General features: G+C 56.4%; 17 protein-coding genes. 12 read left to right on the plus strand and 5 right to left on the minus strand.

From position 1 onward, the window contains the following. Nucleotides 1-2: 2 nt before the first annotated feature. From OM794_RS18660 to recQ, 7 genes are all read left to right on the plus strand, one after another. Complete coding sequence (locus OM794_RS18660; RefSeq protein WP_226246945.1) at nt 3-815, plus strand: ABC transporter permease; 813 nt, start codon at nt 3-5, stop codon at nt 813-815. Nucleotides 816-834: 19 nt separating this feature from the next. Beyond that, nucleotides 835-1,605 (plus strand): class II aldolase/adducin family protein, encoded by a 771-nt coding sequence (locus OM794_RS18665; protein WP_226246944.1) that lies wholly within the window; start codon nt 835-837, stop codon nt 1,603-1,605. 124 nt (nt 1,606-1,729) lie between these two features. Further along, complete coding sequence (locus OM794_RS18670; RefSeq protein ID WP_226246943.1) at nt 1,730-2,860, plus strand: ABC transporter ATP-binding protein; 1,131 nt, start codon at nt 1,730-1,732, stop codon at nt 2,858-2,860. 29 nt (nt 2,861-2,889) lie between these two features. Next, nucleotides 2,890-4,170: an ABC transporter substrate-binding protein gene (locus tag OM794_RS18675; protein WP_226246942.1), complete on the plus strand. Its 1,281-nt coding sequence runs from the start codon at nt 2,890-2,892 to the stop codon at nt 4,168-4,170. A gap of 63 nt (nt 4,171-4,233) precedes the next feature. Beyond that, nucleotides 4,234-5,118: a carbohydrate ABC transporter permease gene (locus OM794_RS18680; protein WP_226246941.1), complete on the plus strand. Its 885-nt coding sequence runs from the start codon at nt 4,234-4,236 to the stop codon at nt 5,116-5,118. After that, entirely contained in the window at nt 5,115-5,951 is an 837-nt protein-coding gene (locus OM794_RS18685) for a carbohydrate ABC transporter permease (protein ID WP_226246940.1), read from the plus strand. Before OM794_RS18680 ends, OM794_RS18685 begins: the two co-directional genes overlap by 4 nt. 64 nt (nt 5,952-6,015) lie before the next feature. Then, entirely contained in the window at nt 6,016-8,148 is a 2,133-nt protein-coding gene (gene recQ, locus OM794_RS18690) for a DNA helicase RecQ (protein ID WP_226246939.1), read from the plus strand. Here the strand turns inward: recQ and mtnA are convergent. Beyond that, nucleotides 8,145-9,164, minus strand: a complete 1,020-nt coding sequence (mtnA, locus tag OM794_RS18695; protein ID WP_226246938.1) for an S-methyl-5-thioribose-1-phosphate isomerase — start codon at nt 9,162-9,164, stop codon at nt 8,145-8,147. The genes recQ and mtnA overlap by 4 nt on opposite strands. A gap of 111 nt (nt 9,165-9,275) precedes the next feature. Between mtnA and mtnB the strand changes: the two genes are divergently transcribed. Genes mtnB through OM794_RS18710 form a run of 3 tightly spaced genes read left to right on the plus strand, consistent with a single transcriptional unit; the run spans nt 9,276 to nt 11,150 of the window. Next, entirely contained in the window at nt 9,276-9,863 is a 588-nt protein-coding gene (gene mtnB, locus OM794_RS18700) for a methylthioribulose 1-phosphate dehydratase (protein WP_226246937.1), read from the plus strand. A gap of 16 nt (nt 9,864-9,879) precedes the next feature. Next, nucleotides 9,880-10,566 (plus strand): acireductone synthase, encoded by a 687-nt coding sequence (gene mtnC, locus OM794_RS18705; RefSeq protein ID WP_226246936.1) that lies wholly within the window; start codon nt 9,880-9,882, stop codon nt 10,564-10,566. Nucleotides 10,567-10,601: 35 nt separating this feature from the next. Continuing rightward, nucleotides 10,602-11,150, plus strand: a complete 549-nt coding sequence (locus tag OM794_RS18710) for a 1,2-dihydroxy-3-keto-5-methylthiopentene dioxygenase (RefSeq protein ID WP_226246935.1) — start codon at nt 10,602-10,604, stop codon at nt 11,148-11,150. Nucleotides 11,151-11,377: 227 nt separating this feature from the next. On the opposite strand, the gene mtnK is transcribed toward OM794_RS18710, so the two are convergent. Then, entirely contained in the window at nt 11,378-12,640 is a 1,263-nt protein-coding gene (mtnK, locus tag OM794_RS18715) for an S-methyl-5-thioribose kinase (protein WP_226246934.1), read from the minus strand. Nucleotides 12,641-12,709: 69 nt separating this feature from the next. Then, nucleotides 12,710-13,939 carry a diguanylate cyclase gene (locus OM794_RS18720; RefSeq protein ID WP_226246933.1) on the minus strand — a complete coding sequence of 410 codons (1,230 nt, stop codon included), beginning with the start codon at nt 13,937-13,939 and terminating at the stop codon, nt 12,710-12,712. Nucleotides 13,940-14,129: 190 nt separating this feature from the next. On the opposite strand from OM794_RS18720, the gene OM794_RS18725 reads away from it, so the two are divergent. Then, nucleotides 14,130-14,417 (plus strand): YrhK family protein, encoded by a 288-nt coding sequence (locus OM794_RS18725; protein ID WP_226246932.1) that lies wholly within the window; start codon nt 14,130-14,132, stop codon nt 14,415-14,417. Between the two features lie 10 nt (nt 14,418-14,427). On the opposite strand, the gene OM794_RS18730 is transcribed toward OM794_RS18725, so the two are convergent. Next, nucleotides 14,428-14,694, minus strand: a complete 267-nt coding sequence (locus OM794_RS18730) for a DksA/TraR family C4-type zinc finger protein (RefSeq protein ID WP_226246931.1) — start codon at nt 14,692-14,694, stop codon at nt 14,428-14,430. A gap of 64 nt (nt 14,695-14,758) precedes the next feature. Continuing rightward, nucleotides 14,759-15,511 carry a DeoR/GlpR family DNA-binding transcription regulator gene (locus tag OM794_RS18735; protein WP_226246930.1) on the minus strand — a complete coding sequence of 251 codons (753 nt, stop codon included), beginning with the start codon at nt 15,509-15,511 and terminating at the stop codon, nt 14,759-14,761. 134 nt (nt 15,512-15,645) lie between these two features. On the opposite strand from OM794_RS18735, the gene OM794_RS18740 reads away from it, so the two are divergent. Continuing rightward, nucleotides 15,646-16,650, plus strand: a complete 1,005-nt coding sequence (locus OM794_RS18740; RefSeq protein WP_226246929.1) for an ABC transporter substrate-binding protein — start codon at nt 15,646-15,648, stop codon at nt 16,648-16,650.

Here is a 16,650-nt window from a genome sequence, read left to right on the forward strand (position 1 = left end):
TTATGAATATCTATCGGGTCGGCTGGCTCGCCAAGCTCCTAGCGCTTATCACTATGGGGTTTTTAATGCTCCCCCTTGCGGCAGTGATACCCGTGTCATTCACCGGCAAGCGCTATCTGTCGATGCCCGAGGGCGACTGGTCACTACGCCATTACATTACACTGTTCAACTCATCGGAGTGGATTGGCAGCATCATGAATAGCGCTATCGTTGCTATCTCAGCTGCTTTGCTGGCCACCCTGCTATCTACCGCTTTTGTCATCGCTGTTTGGTACCGCAATAACAAGTGGACACGCTGGCTGATCGGACTCTGCATGTTGCCGCTGATCGTCCCCCCAGTCGTATCGGCTATGGTGCTCTACTTTATGACTACCAATGTTTCGCGCATCGCCCCCGGCCTTGGGTATGATTCTCTGCCCGGAGTGATTCTCGCCCATACGCTGCTGGTCGTTCCTTTCGGCGTCATTAACATGTTGGTCGCCATCAGTCGGGTTGATCGACGGATTGAACTCGCGGCGCGCAACTTGGGGGCTGGCCTGTGGCAAACCACCTGGATGGTGTTGCTCCCTAACCTGCGCCTCTCCATGCTGACGACTTTTCTGCTCTGTTTCATTCTCTCCTGGGAAGAGATTGCCGTAACGCTGTTCATCACCAGTTGGGAGGTTATTACCCTGCCTCGTCAAATATGGGGCGGGTTACGGGACAATGTCGACCCAGTAGTAGCGGCCATTTCTACGCTGCTAATTATCTTGACCTTGACGCTGCTGTTTCTGCGTATGGCCATACAAGGCTGGCGCGCCGCACAGCGGCATTAATGACTCGAAAGGGATTTTCATGAATAACATACCGCTAAACGTTCGACAGCACATTAGTAACAATGAGTGGCAAGCACGCTGTGAACTGGCGGCACTTTATCGGCTGCTTGCCTATTACCGCATGACCGACCTGATCGATACGCACCTGACATTACGCCATCCTGATACCCCCGAGCATTTCCTGATCAACCACTATGGCATCCCCTTCGATCTAATGCGTGCATCCGATCTCGTACGCATCGACCATGACGGCAAGGTAGTGGACACCCTCAACCCACAAGGACGAGTCAATGTGGCGGGATTCGTTATCCACTCTGCCATCCATGCTGCCCGCCCCGAATTAGATTGCGTAATCCACACGCACACAGCAGCAGGAATGGCCGTGTCGGCCCTGCAAGAGGGATTACTACCACTCACACAACATGCGATGAAATTCCACGGTAAGCTGGCCTACCATGAGTATGAGGGCGTTGCTCTGGATACTTCTGAACGGCAGCGCCTCGTGGTAGATCTGGGGCCACATAAGGCAATGATTCTACGCAATCATGGTCTACTGGCAGCCGGCGAGAGTGTTGCAGAGGCCTTTATGGAAATATATTTTTTGGAGCGCGCCTGTCAGGCCCAGGTTCAGGCCTTATCCGGTGGACGAGCTCTTCATATACCTAGCGAAGAGGTTAAGCGACACACTGCAGCCCAGTTCGATTCGGAAGATGAGAAAGAGATCACTCATTTGGCATGGCAGGCAGCGCTTCGTTTAATCGAGGATCAGCATGACGATTACTGCAGTTAAGCACCAAGTGATTTTCTGCTTGACACAACTGCTGTCATCAACCATCCATGTAAGTGTCATGAAACGGCAACACCTTCAACACAAGCTGAACCAATAACAACCAACAGCCGGTGATGTGTGTGCTATGTCAAACCAATCGCGTATTCGCCTGGAACGCGTCACTAAACGTTGGGGCGCGGCCACTGCCGTCGATGAAATCTCCTTCGATGTCACGCCTGGGCAGTTTGTCATTCTTCTGGGCCCTTCCGGCTGCGGTAAATCGACCACCCTGCGCATGATCGCAGGTCTTGAAGAGGCCAGCGACGGGCGTATTCACATTGGCGATCGAGACGTTACGCGCCTACCGCCTGGAGATCGAGGGCTGAGCATGGTGTTTCAGTCCTATGCGCTATTCCCGCATTTAAGCGTTGCCGACAATATCGTGTTTGGCCTGCGCAGCCGCAAGGTACCCAAAGCCGAGCAGCGCGAGCGGCTAGCCAAAGTGGCCGAGCTAGTTGATTTAACCGATTATCTGAACCGCAAACCTGCCCAGCTTTCCGGCGGCCAACGCCAGCGGGTTGCTTTGGCGCGCTCGGTGATCTCCGAACACCCGATCTGCCTAATGGATGAACCGCTATCCAACCTGGACGCCCGGCTGCGCAGCGATATGCGCCGGGAAATCAAAGCACTACAAAGCCGCCTGAATATGACGGTGATTTACGTCACCCACGACCAGGTGGAAGCCATGAGTATGGGTGATCGTGTGATTCTGATGCAGCACGGCAAAATTGTGCAGGACGGCACCCCAGACGAGCTCTATAACCGCCCCGCTAGCGCTTTTGCCGCTAGCTTTATTGGCAGCCCCGCCATGAACCTGCTGCCCCTAGTGGCCGGTGAGAATGGCGCCGTTATCGAAGGCGAACCAAGTACCCCCGTAGCCCCCTTGGAGGCCGTCGGCGGCCACTTGGGTATCCGCCCGGAAGATATCGAACTGCGAATCGCACCCGGTTCCGGCGTGCCCGCTAACGTATTAAGTGAAGAGTACCTGGGAGCGGACACCATTGCTTATGTCGCGGTGGGATCGCACACCCTACGCGTGCGGCTTAGCGGCAAGCAGGCACTGACAGGCCAGCCATGTAGCCTCTATTGGACGTCAGAGAACACACACCTTTTCGATGCCGACGGCCTGCGGCGGGATGACCTGACACCGACCCCATTACCCAGCTCATCTCGAAGCATTCCTCGCCCACCGGCGGTGGGCTCTTTCCAACACTGACAGCAGTATTGACACTTGTGGAGTCTCTTATGCGTTTGCGTCCCCCTTTTGCAATGACCGCCCTGACAGCGGGCTTGTTAAGCGCCGCCCAGGTAAACGCGGATAGCGTCGATCTGACCATGTACTACCCGGTCGCGGTGGGCGGTGCACTCACCGACGTGGTTGATAATCTGGTGGAAGAGTTTGAAAGCGAATACCCCGATATCAATGTGGAAGCGATCTACGCCGGCAACTACGACGACACCCGCGTGCGCGCCATGTCGGCGATGGAAGCGGGTGAAACGCCGCAATTGTCGGTCATGTTCTCCATTGATCTGTACGAGCTGATTGAGCAGAACGCCATTGTCGCCTTTGATGATCTGGTCGAAACCGATGAAGAGCGCGAATGGCTCGATGGCTTCTATCCAGGTCTGATGGAAAACGGTCAGTTGGATGGTAAAACCTACGGTATCCCCTTCCAGCGCTCCACCATCGTACTGTTTTGGAACAAGGACGCCTTTGAAGCCGCTGGCCTAGACCCCGAAACGCCCCCCGAGAACTGGGAAGAGATGGCCGAGATGGCCGCTACCGTGCGTGAAGCCTCCGGTGGCGAACAGTGGGGAGTGATGGTGCCCTCTACCGGCTACCCTTACTGGATGTTCCAAGCGTTTGCCTTTCAGAACGGCCATCGCCTAATGAGCGAAGATGGCACCGAGGTCTATTTTGATGACCCCGCTGCGGTCAAGGCCCTTGAATACTGGGTATCGCTGGCCACTGAGCACGACGCGATGCCCGACGGCACCATTGAGTGGGGCACCCTGCGTCAGAACTTCCTTGAAGCGTCTACGGCAATGATGTGGCACACCACCGGCAACCTGACCGCCGTACGCAGCGAAGCCAATTTTGATTTTGGCGTCGCCATGCTGCCGATGAAAACCCAGCGCGGCAGCCCCACCGGCGGCGGCAATTTCTACATTTTTGAAGACGCCACTGAAGAAGAACAGCGCGCGGCGATGACCTTCATTCGCTGGATGACCGCTCCCGAGCGCGCCGCTGCCTGGTCGATTGAGACTGGCTATATGGGCGTCAGCCCCGCCGCTTACGAAACCGATGCGCTGCAACGCTATGTGGAAGAGTTCCCGCCCGCTGCGGTTGCCCGCGACCAGCTTGAACACGGCACGGCGGAGCTTTCCACCTATCAGGGGGGGCGCATTCGCCGCGCCTTGGATAATGCCGTGCAGGCGGCACTCACCGGGCAAATGACACCGCAGGAAGCGCTTAGCCAGGCACAGCAAGAAGCCGACAGCGTGCTGCGTCGCTACGCACGCTAATCGTTAGATATTTGACTGTTCGCCGGGGCATGCCCCGGCTTTTCCAACTTGCGGTACGTCTCTATGTCATTCACCAACCACCGCAAAATGCAGCTCTATGGCGCGCTTCTGCTGCTGCCCGCTGCGCTACTGCTGACGACGTTTGCTTATTTACCGACCGTTACTACGGTCATTAACAGCCTGTTTTTACCCGGCTTTCGCGGTGCTCCCACTGAATTCGTAGGCCTTGAAAATTATCAGGTGTTGTTCGATGACCCGACGTTTTGGAAAGTATCCCGTAACAACTTAATCTACGCCGTCGGTACGATTCCTACGTCCATCGCGCTGGCCTTGGGTATGGCGCTGTTCGTCAATGGCAAGCTTCGCGGGCGGGGCTTTGTGCGCATGGCTTACTTTACGCCGACGATTCTACCCATGATCGCCGCGGCCAATATATGGATGTTTTTCTATGCGCCGCAGATTGGCCTATTCAATAAACTGCTCGGCATGCTGGGCTTTTCCGGGGTGAACTGGCTGGGCGATCCCAGCGTTGCGTTAAGCTCGGTAATTGTGATGTCGGTATGGAAAGAAGCCGGCTTTTTTATGATCTTCTACCTGGCGGCGCTGCAAAGTATGCCACCCGAATTAAAAGAGGCAGCAGACTTAGAAGGCACTAGCCGCTGGAGCTTCTTCTGGCGGGTCACCTTTCCGCTGCTGATGCCCACCACGTTATTTGTGTTGATCAATGCGCTGATTAATTCGGTGCGGGTCGTCGATCACCTGTTTATTTTGACCAAGGGTGGGCCCAACAACGCCACCAACCTGCTGCTCTATTACGTCTACGAGAACGCCTTCTCGTTCTTTGACCGCACCACGGCAGCCACCATTACGGTGGTCATTCTGGTGGTACTGGCGGTGGTGGCCACGCTGAAGTTCACGATTTTAGACCGCAGGACGCACTACCAATGAATACAATCACTGCGCTCCGATCTCGTTACACCTCCACTCTATCGCTTGAAACGGTGGCCGCGTGGCTGCTGGCGATCATTTGGATATTCCCGCTGCTGTATGCCTTTTGGGCGGCTTTCCACCCTAGCGAGTTTATGGTGAATTTTTCTCTATTCGCCCCGCTGACGCTGGAAAACTTCACTAACGCCTGGTCTCAAGCACCCTTTGGCCGCTACTACCTGAACACCTTTGCGCTTGTGACAGGGGTGGTGATCGGTCAGTTTATCGTTTGTACCCTGGCGGCGTTTGCCTTTGCGCGCTTTCCAATTCCCGGTAAGAACGTTTTATTTATGCTAGTGCTGATTCAGCTCTTTGTGTTCCCCGAAGTGCTGATTGTCGAGAACTACCGCATTGCAAGCGAGCTGGGGTTGATCAACACCATCACCGGGATTGGCCTGCCTTATGTCGCCAGTGCCCTGGGTATTTTTCTGCTCCGCCAAACGTTCAAAACCATTCCCCGTGAGCTGGAAGACGCCGCCCGCATCGAAGGCTGTAACTGGCTGGAAATTTTATGGAAGGTTTACGTACCGCTCGCCAAGCCTACCTACCTTGCTTACGGGCTGGTCTCGATCAGCCACCACTGGAATAACTTTATCTGGCCGCTAGTGGTCACCAACTCGGTAGAGAGCCGCCCGCTCACGGTGGGCTTAGGCGTTTTCTCCGCGCCCGAAACCGGCGTCAACTGGGCCACCGTTAGCGCCGCAACGCTGCTAAGTATCGCTCCACTGCTAATCGCCTTTTTGCTTTTCCAGCGCCAATTCGTGCAGTCGTTTTTAAGGGCCGGGATTCGCTAGGCTGACGCCCTCCCCGTTTTTCGTGCACAATTCTTTCTTAAGCACGCGACACGGGAGAGCATTAATGCACGGCGACACCCACTCAACAGCCCTGAAAGTGCTGCAGGAGGTATTTGGCTACGACAGCTTTCGCGGCTCGCAGCAGGCGATCATTGAGCATGTGATGGCCGGGGGCGATGCGCTGGTGCTGATGCCCACTGGCGGGGGCAAGTCGCTGTGCTATCAGATTCCGGCACTACTGCGCGAAGGCACCGCGATTGTGATCTCACCGCTGATCGCGCTGATGCAGGATCAGGTAGCGGCACTTCAGCAGAACGGAGTCAAGGCGGCCTACCTGAACTCCAGCCTCGATTATCACGAGGCGGCCGATGTGGAAAACCGCCTGCGGGCGGGCGAGTTGGATCTTTTGTATGTCGCTCCGGAACGGCTGGCCACGCCCCGTATGCAGATGCTGCTGGAACAGACCCGGATTGCGCTGTTCGCCATTGATGAAGCCCACTGCGTCTCCCAGTGGGGCCACGACTTTCGCCCGGAGTATCGCCAGCTTTCCCACCTGCATCAGCGTTTCCCCCAGGTACCGCGCATCGCCCTCACCGCCACCGCCGATGTGCCCACCCGGGGCGATATCATGGAGCATCTGCAGCTCCAAGAGGCAGCGCTCTACAACAGCGGCTTTGACCGGCCCAATATCCGCTACCATATCGCCGAAAATCAGGGCAAGGCCAAGGAGCAGTTGCTGCAGTTTATCCGCGAGCACCACGACGGCGAGGCGGGTATCGTCTACTGCCTTTCCCGGCGTAAGGTGGAGGAGACCGCCACCTGGCTGGAGCGTCAGGGACTGACCGCACTGCCCTACCACGCGGGACTTGCCCCCGAGCAGCGCCAGCAGCACCAGACTCGCTTTCTGCGTGAAGATGGCGTGGTGATCGTCGCCACCATCGCTTTCGGCATGGGCATCGACAAGCCGGACGTGCGCTTTGTCGCCCACCTCAATCTGCCCAAGAGCATCGAAGCCTACTACCAAGAGACCGGCCGCGCCGGGCGCGACGGTCTACCCGCCGATGCCTGGATGGCCTATGGGCTCCAGGACGTAATCACCCTGCGTCAGATGCAGCAGGACTCCAGCGCCGCCGACCAGCAAAAGCGTATCGAGCAGCAGAAGCTCGACGCCATGCTGGGGCTTTGCGAAATCATCAGTTGCCGCCGCCAGGCGCTGCTCCACTATTTTGGCGATCACCTGGACGCCCCCTGCGGCAACTGCGACAACTGCCTGACGCCACCCGAGACCTGGGAGGCCACCGTGGCGGCGCAGAAGGCGCTGTCGTGCGTCTACCGCACTGAGCAGCGCTTCGGCGTGACCTATTTGGTGGATGTACTGCTGGGCAAAAGCAATGAGCGCATCATCCGTTTTGGCCATGACCGCCTAAGCACCTTTGGCATTGGTAAAGAACTCGCGGCTAACGAGTGGAAAGCGCTGTTTCGTCAGCTGATTGCCAGCGGCTTTTTAAGCGTGGATATGGAGGGGCACGGCGGCATTAAGCTCACTGCCAACGCCAAGCCGGTGCTGCGCGGCGAACACTCGCTTACCCTGCGCAAACCAAGCAAGGCCAAGGCCACCCGTCGGGGCAGCAAAGCGGGCTCGGCCACGCTGCCCCATGGGGAGCTATGGGAAGCCCTGCGCCAGCACCGTCGCGAGCTGGCCGCAGCCCAGGGCGTGCCCGCCTATGTGATTTTCCACGACGCCACCCTGGCCGAACTGGTCGAACAGAAACCCCAGAGCCTCGCGGCACTGGGCACGATCTCCGGCATTGGTGCACGTAAGTTGGCGGATTATGGAGAGGGTTTTCTGGACGTTATTCTGGCGCATCAGGAAACCCATCACGACCCCCCACCCGCGGGCAGTAGCGCCATGGAGTCCGCAGCACTGCTGCGCCAGGGACTAACGCCAGAGGAAGTCGCGCAGCAGCGCGGCCTTGCTGCCAACACTGTTTACCGCCATCTGGGCGATGTAATTCAAAGTGGCGACCTGGAGCTTGAAGAGGTGGTCAACCTGGATCCCCCAACCTTAGAACAAATCCGCGCAGTCTTTGCGCAATACCCAGATCAAGGGCTGAAAGTGGTGTTCGAAGCGCTGGAGGGGCGCATTGATTACCCTATTCTGCACTGTGTGCGGGCGTCCATGGCCGCAAAGGGTTAACTTCGCCCCAGAAAATGCTCGCCTCGCTCAATGGCGGCGGCATCAAATACGCCGGTATCCAACACCCAAGCCGTCACGAGCTTGGCGGGAGTGACGTCAAAGGCCGGATTCCATACCGGTGCATTATCGGGTGCCCAGGTAACCTCACCAAAGGCGCCAGCGACGCCGCGGATCTCAGCGGGGTCGCGCTGTTCAATAGGAATGTCCGCACCAGTAGCACAAGCGGGATCAACCGTAGTGTAGGGAGCCACCACATAGAACGGCACCTGGTGGTAGTGAGCGATCACCGCCAGCATGTAAGTACCCACTTTATTGGCAAAGTCGCCGTTGGCGCAGATACGGTCGGCGCCCACCATTACTTTATCCACTTTGCCCGCCGCCATCAGGCTGGCGGCCATGCTGTCGGTAATTAGCTGGTAGGGAATGCCCAGATCGGCCATTTCCCAGGCGGTTAAGCGGCCACCTTGGAGCAGCGGACGGGTTTCATCCACAAACACATGCAGCTCTACACCGCGCTGCTTGGCCACTGCCAGCGCACCAATGGCCGTACCCACCCCGGCGGTGGCCAGGGCGCCAGTGTTGCAGTGGGTCAGCACACGGTCACTAGTTTTCAGCAAGTCAGCGCCCCGCTCAGCCATGCGTTGGCACAGCGCACGGTCTTCTGCAAACAGTTCAGCAGCACGTTCGGCCAGGGCGCTTGCGCCTTGCTCAAAGCAGGCTTCCATGGCATCCAGGCAGTACATTAAGTTAACTGCGGTGGGGCGTGTGGCGCGTAAGCGATCGCTTACCAACTGCCAATCACTTTGTGGATGGAGAGCGGCGTATTGGGCAAGCACAAAGGCGGCGCTCAAACCAATCAGCGGCGCACCGCGAATCGCTAAGCTTTTCACCGCTACCTGCCACTCTTCTGGCGAATCACAGCGCACCCACTGCTCCGCCTGGGGCAGTTGGGTTTGATCCAAATACTCAAGGTGGTCGGCATAGACCCGTAAACTGCGTGACTGTAAGTGGGGCATTGATAGACTCCTTGAGCACTTGAACTTGCCTAACTGAACAACAGCGCGGCTTATCAGGCGAGAAGCTTATCATATAGAATGGCTGCCACTAGAAGAGGCGACGCAGATCCTATGATGACGCTACAAACTGAACTGCTGGCCGCCATTTCATGGGCGGCGCAGCAAGGCTGGACGCCAGCCACCGGCGGTAACTTTTCCGCCCGTACCGAGGCGGGCTATCTTGTCACCGCTTCTGGCCGGGATAAAACCCGCATTCAGGCCGATGACCTGCTGCTGTGTGACCTGGATGGCAAAGTGCTTGAAGGGAACGGCAAGCCTAGCGCGGAAAGCGATCTGCATGCCGCCCTCTATCGTTTGGGCAGCACCATTAACTGCGTGTTGCACACCCACACGATAGCCAGCACGGTGCTCTCGCGTCGCTTCCCAGAGGGTATTGAGCTAAGCGGCTTTGAAATGCAAAAAGCCTTAGCGGGCAACGTGACCCACGAGGCTACCATCCGGTTACCGGTGGTGCCCAACGCCCAGGATATGGAAGAGCTGGCCGAGCACGTACGCAGCGGCTGGCCAATGCCCTGGGGCTTTTTGGTCGCGGGGCATGGCATATATGCCGTGGGCGATAGCATTGCCAACTGCCGCCGCCACCTGGAAGCCATCGAGTTTTTACTCGCCTGTGTTCTTGAAGAGAGTCGATGGTCTTAAAAATGAGTAGTCTTAAATGAGCAAACCAACTGTTCGCGCCATTGTCACCGATATTGAAGGCACCACCACGGACATTAACTTCGTCCATAAGGTGCTTTTTCCATACGCCCACGCCAAGCTGCCTGACTTTCTAAGCGCTAACGCAGCAACCTCGGCAGTAGCCGAGCAGATTGATGCCGTGCGTAGTGAGATGGGAGACCCTGATGCCACGCTGGAAGCGGTCATTAATCAACTATTGCACTGGATAGAGACTGACCAAAAGGTTACGCCGCTTAAAGCACTGCAAGGCATGGTGTGGGCCGATGGCTACCAGCGCGGCGACTTTAAAGGCCATCTGTATAGCGATGTAGCCCCTGCCCTGCGCCAGTGGAAGGACTCGGGCAAGGCGCTGTACGTCTATTCTTCTGGTTCAGTGCAGGCGCAGAAGCTGCTGTTTGGCTATAGCGATGCGGGCGACCTGACCCCGCTGTTTAGCGGCTACTTCGATACCCATATTGGCCATAAGCGCGAGGCCGCTTCCTACCAGCGTATTGTCACTGAGCTTGACCTACCAGCGGATGCAGTGCTGTTCTTGTCTGACGTGGTGGAAGAACTGGACGCCGCCAAGCAGGCGGGTATGCAAACGCTACAGTTGGTGCGCGAAGGCACTCAAGCGGGCACTACTCACGCTTGCGTCACTCGCTTCGATGAAATCGCTGTGTAACGTTGATGGCCCGTCACCTTTAAGGAGAATTTACGATGTCGCAATTGAAAGTATTCGCTGACCAAAACCCCAATGAGGCGCTGATCGACACCACTGACGGTGAGCGAATTATGACTGAGCTAAACAAGGTCGGCGTACTGTTTGAGCGCTGGGCCACGCCGGGCGAGATCTCTGCCGACGCCACTCAGGAAGACATCCTAGCGCTTTACCAGCAAGATATTGACCGGGTAAAAGCCAAGGGCGGCTACCAAACCGTGGATGTACTACATATGGTGCCGACGCACCCAGAAAAAGACGCCATGCGACAGAAGTTCTTAAACGAACACCGTCATCACGAAGATGAGGTGCGTTTCTTCGTCAAAGGACAAGGGCTGTTCTGCCTGCACATCGATGACAAGGTGTATCAGGTACTGTGTACCCGCAATGATCTGATCAGCGTACCCGCCAACACACCTCACTGGTTCGATATGGGCCCCGCGCCGGAATTCACCGCGCTCCGCTTCTTTGACAACGTGGAAGGCTGGGTGCCCCACTGGACAGAGAGCGATATCGCCGGGAAGTTTGACCGTTTGGAGCAGCTGTAAGCGGTGAGGTGTGAGGAGTAAATCGTAAGTGGTGAATCGTTGGAGGTAGTTGTAGCGCGGCGTAAGCGTCAGCGCACCCGTGAAGCAGCGCGGTAGCGGTGCCGAAGGCGGCACCGAGGCTTGATGAGTCACTGTGGCATCATCCAGGCGGCTGGCGCCGCCGTCGCGGGTGCCTCATACGCTCGTCCCGCGCGAGATTCGTTACACCGCGCTACGGGGCTTAGCGGTTATAAAACCTCCTGCTGGTTATATGCCCTAGCTAAATCCGCCAGCGCGGTAAGGTCACTATAAGCTTCCGGCTCCATAATCAGCGCTTGGCCCATCAGCACATTGCGCGCTTCAAGCTTGGCGCGCAGTGCGGTGTCTTCGATCTCTTCGAAGTCAGCGTTATGGGCCAGCGATAAAACCCGTCGGTGCATCTCGATTCCGCAGTAGGCCAGGGCATCCAGGCGAATCTCGTCAAGCAGTGCATCACAAGCGTCATCGGCGCTATTGCCCTGTTCTTCAAACAAGGCTTTCGGGAACAGAATACCCGTCCGCTCGGTTTGCCATAGGTGGCGGAACTCAGCATCAAAGCTGCTAAAGCACGCTTCAATCACTTCAAGGATCCAGGTTTGATACGCCTCAAGCTCACCTTCCTGGCGGTGCGCAGGCTGGCTGAAGTAGGCCATCAGGAAGTTGGCCACTGCCATACCCAGGTCAAACGCCATAGGGCCGTACTGAGAGAACTCAGGGTCGATCACCCGGACGTCAGTATCAGTGGCCATAATAGAACCGGAGTGCAAGTCACCGTGCAGCATGGTTTCGGTGTTAGCGGTAAACTTCATCAACAGCCGCTGCACTTTGGCTTTTAACCGCGCATTGCGGCGCAACTCATCCACCACCGGCGAAAGCTCCGGGGTGTGGTGGTTCATTTCCGCGCCGTAATAAGGGTCGGTAAACACCAGCGATTCGGTGATTGCGGGAATGGCTACATTTCCAGAAAACAGTCCTACATCCGCCTTTTTCTCTGGGCTGCTTAGTGAAAGCTCTGAGCCACGGAACGCGGTGCGCGCACAAAATTGGCCGATGATCTCACCCAGCCGAACGACCCGCTCACCGTTGATTAACTTGCGGCGCAAGATAGTGTGTGGGTGCAGATACTCCATGACGATAAGCGCTTGGGGCTTATCGAAGTAGTAGACCTCGGGGGCAATGCCTGGCGCCCGCTTGGCCTGGCGAACCAAGGCGTAGCACTCAAAATGGGCGCGATAGATCGGCAGCGGCCAACTCTCTCCCACCATTCTCACGTAGGGAAGCGCCTGTTTTACCACTACGCTGCCGTGGCTGCCGGAGACAATAAACACCAGGTTGAGGTTACCGTCTCCCACCTCGCGAATTTCCCAACTGGCAGGCTCACCGCCCACTCGACTAGCCACCGCCTCAACACTCCCAAGCCGCTGGGAAAGAGTGTCGACGGTGAGCGCGCGGTAATCTTGGTCGATCTCCAAAGGTCACTCCTCACAAAATAATTTAGGGTAGAGCTGGCCCGACGATCACCACTCTTAGACCGATATACCTCAGTCGCCAATAGTGGCATCGGTGGCTGGTACACCCACCGAGTTAGCCACCCGAACACGACTGCGGCCCTGCCGTTTGGCTTCATAAAGTGCTACATCTGCCTGGGCCAAAAGATCGGCTGGCGAGGCCCCATCGGTAGGCGTCAACACCGCAACACCAATGCTGACGGTCACAACGCTCTGTGCCGAGACACCATGATTAGGAATCGCCAACGCTTCCACACTGCGTCGGATTCGTTCTGCTGCTGGCTTTGCCGCCTCAAGCGATGCATTGGCCATTAGCACGACAAACTCTTCGCCGCCAAAGCGCACCACTAAATCGGCATCACGACTATTGGCCTGCATCGTCTTGGCTACTTGACGCAAGCACTCGTCCCCCTGGGGATGACCATAATAGTCGTTGTAAGCTTTGAAATGATCAATATCGATCACCATCAGCCCCAAGCTGAGGCCTTTATCGGTGGCCTCTTGCCAGCGCATAAGGAGAACCGTATCGAACTGGCGACGATTGGCAAGATTCGTTAGCGGGTCGGTGACCGACATCCGCGACAGCTCCTGATTATCTTTTAAGTAATAGCCTGAACGGATCTTCTCTTTCAGCACATGCAGGTAGGCGGTTCGCTCGCTACGCTCGAATCGGTAGTTCGCGGCAAGACTAAATACTGCCACAGCCATAAGTGTGAATATAGCCAGTCGTTTTGCTTCTGCTGGCATTGGCTCATATGGCAAGACAAATGTCAGAATTATTAAAACACTTATTGCGGATGAACATACGGCGTAGCTAAAGCGCAGTGAATAAACAATGTTCCCCACCAACAAAATAAGCCCAAAGGAGAATACATCCAGATAAGAGTAAGGAGCGGTGGAACTCGCAAAAATCATACAAGAGATTACCGTCGCAACGATAACCGTACTCGCCATCAAAGTCTCCCGTAACGCAGGGGAGACACCACGATAGACCAGCCAAAGGATAGGTAAGCCGTAAGGCAGCATCACCCCAACCCGCAAAATTACCGCAATACTGAAAGTATCAGAGCGAAAGCTATAGTCATTAATCAAAAACAGGCAGTAAATAAGCGCCGCTATCACCCCGGCCACGGCCATGCTAAAACCACGTCGGCGCCGGGTATCCGCTTCAAAGCGCGCTTCCACTTCGTCAGCAAAGCGTAATCGCCAAAGCCCCCTGCGCAACTCACCTTCCACCGCTGTCAGCAGCGCGTCATTGATCATTACTCGCCCTCAATACCCCACCCGATGATCTACGGCTTTCATGCATCATTACTAAACACCAGAAGCCAACCATTACCTTTAAGTACCCGGTTAGTGTGCCACAATAGCATTTAGTTAAAGTGAATCTTGCTGAAAATTTTAAACGAAAACTTATCCGTTTTTATTAAACGACTATTCAACAAGGAGACTAATGATGCAGCGCCAACAGGATCCGATGACGAGCGACTGGACGTTTACCATTGGCCATCGCGAACTCGTTGTGCACCAACGCTATGAGGTGCTTAGCATGATCAACGATTTTATGCTGGGCATCTGGTTTACGATCGGCAGTGTCTGCTTTTTTTTCCAAGGTGCCGTACAAACCGTTGGCGTGTGGTTATTTGTGGTTGGTAGCTTACAGCTATTAATTCGCCCGGCGATTCGCCTTCACCGCTATGTCTATTTTAAGCAGTTGCCGGACACCGACCAGGATGCTTAGAAAGCAGCGTTTAACGCAGTTGGCTGTCTTTGCTACCGCGGCGGTTGTAGCCACTAAAGGCCGACTGCTGCTTGTCCCGTTCACTTTGACAGGCCACACAGAGCCGTACCCCCGGAATGGCCTTACGGCGCGCTTCGGGAATGGGGTCACCACACTCTTCGCAAACATAAAGGCTCTCACCACGGGGCAGTTGGCTACGCGCACGCTGCACCGCATCCTCCAGCGTGCTCTCCATCTGCTCTTGTTCGGCGCCATCTTTTGCCCATCCGCCTGCCATGGTTGTTTCCCTCGCTACACCAGTAATAATCTCTAAGCATAGCAGCAACCAGTCAAGCGAACCTTTATCCCAAAAACCGAACGCCTTGGGCAGCCAGCGGGCTGCGTAGTCTGTCTGGCAACGGCACATCGGTCACCACGGCATCATAATCCCCTAGTTGGCCTGCAGCGCAGCGCAGTGGCAGGTCGAACTTGGTTTTATCCAGCACTAACACGCGATAACCAGCATGGGCCAACAGCGCCTCACGGGCCATCACTTCGTCGTCGTTGTAGTCATAAAGCTGGCCATGGCTATCCATTCCCCCCACCGACACGATTCCCACATCGGCACGGTAGCGTTGGAAAAAACGCCAGGCATCGCCGCCAATCACATCCTGGTCACGCCGACGTACGCGCCCGCCCGCCACCACTAACTCACATTTCAGCTGGCACAGCTTAATCAGTGCATGCAGATTATTGGTCATGATATGCAAACCCTGCTTCTCGCTTAGCGCATCGGCCAACTGCTCAACCGTGGTGCCCGTGCCCAGAAATAGCGCTTGATGATCCTGTACCAAACTCGCTGCCCGCGCCGCAATCTGCCGTTTACCCGCCACGTTGACGATCTGACGCTGGTCGTAGCCGATATTCTCCTGCTCGGGAAATGGCAGCACCTCGCCTTGACGGCGCAGCACCAGCCCTTTATCGGCTAGGTAGCGAATATCCCCACGCAGGGTCTGCACCGACACCCCAAAATCAGTTGCCAGGCTGTCTACCGATTGGCGCCCCATAGAATGGATTCGCTGTAATAGCTGTTGTCGACGTTCGAACTGGCGCATAACCCCTCTCGGCACAACGAAAGCAAAAAGTGCAGCAAACGAAAGCCACAAAATGTTGAACGAAAGCATAGTGTCACTTTGTTGTAAGCAGATGACAGTAGCTTAGGAGGGGTTCACTCACTGGAGGTTTACCCATGTTGAAGCGCTCCCTGTCATCTCTCCCGGTATCTGCCCTTACTGCGGCCATTGCGGTAGCCAGTTTTTCCCTGTCCGCTCAAGTAGCGGCGAACGAAACGCTGACGCTCTACACCAGCCAGCCCAATAGCGACGCCCAACAGACCGTTGACGCCTTTGAAGCGGCCTATCCCGACATTGAAGTGGAGTGGGTACGCGACGGCACCACGCGCTTGATGACACGGCTACGCTCGGAGCTTTCAGCCGGGGTGAGCAATCCCGACGTACTGCTGATTGCCGACAGCATGACCATGGAGTCACTCAAGCAGGAGGGGCATTTACAGCCGTACCTGAGCGATGAACGCCAAGGGTATGACGCCGACCTATATGACCCGGAAGGCTACTACTACGGCACCAAGCTGATCACGACCGGGATTGTCTATAACACCGGCGCAGAGCATCAGCCGCAGAGCTGGCAAGACCTGCTGGGGCCTGACTATGAAGGCATGGTCACGATGCCCAGTCCGCTCTACTCCGGCGCAGCGCTGATCCATATGGCGGCGATGAGTGCCCACCCTGATCTTGGCTTGGAATATTACGAGGCGCTCCACGAAAACCGCACCGAAGCCCAGGGTGGGAACGGCGGCGTTTTTAACGCCGTAGCAGCGGGCACCAAGCCCTACGGCATAGTGGTGGACTTTCTGCCAATTCGTGAAGCCGCCAAAGGCTCGCCGGTCGAATTCGTATTTCCGGAAGAGGGAGTGAGCGCGGTGACCGAGCCGGTCGCTATTTTGCAGGGCGCAGAGAATGTCGATGCCGCACAGAAATTTGTCGATTTCGTGCTTTCCCAGCAGGGCCAGGAGCTGGTCAGCCAGCAGGGCTACCTGCCTGCCCACAACGACGTTGCCCCACCTGAAGGCTTCCCCGAGCGCGATAGCATTACCCTGATGCCGGTTGATACCGAGCAGGCATTGGCGCAGGAAGAAGAACTCAAACAGCGTTTTAGCGACCTCTTCGGCGGGTAA

Origin of the sequence: Halomonas sp. BDJS001 (genome assembly GCF_026104355.1) — a bacterium.
Lineage (GTDB): Bacteria > Pseudomonadota > Gammaproteobacteria > Pseudomonadales > Halomonadaceae > Vreelandella.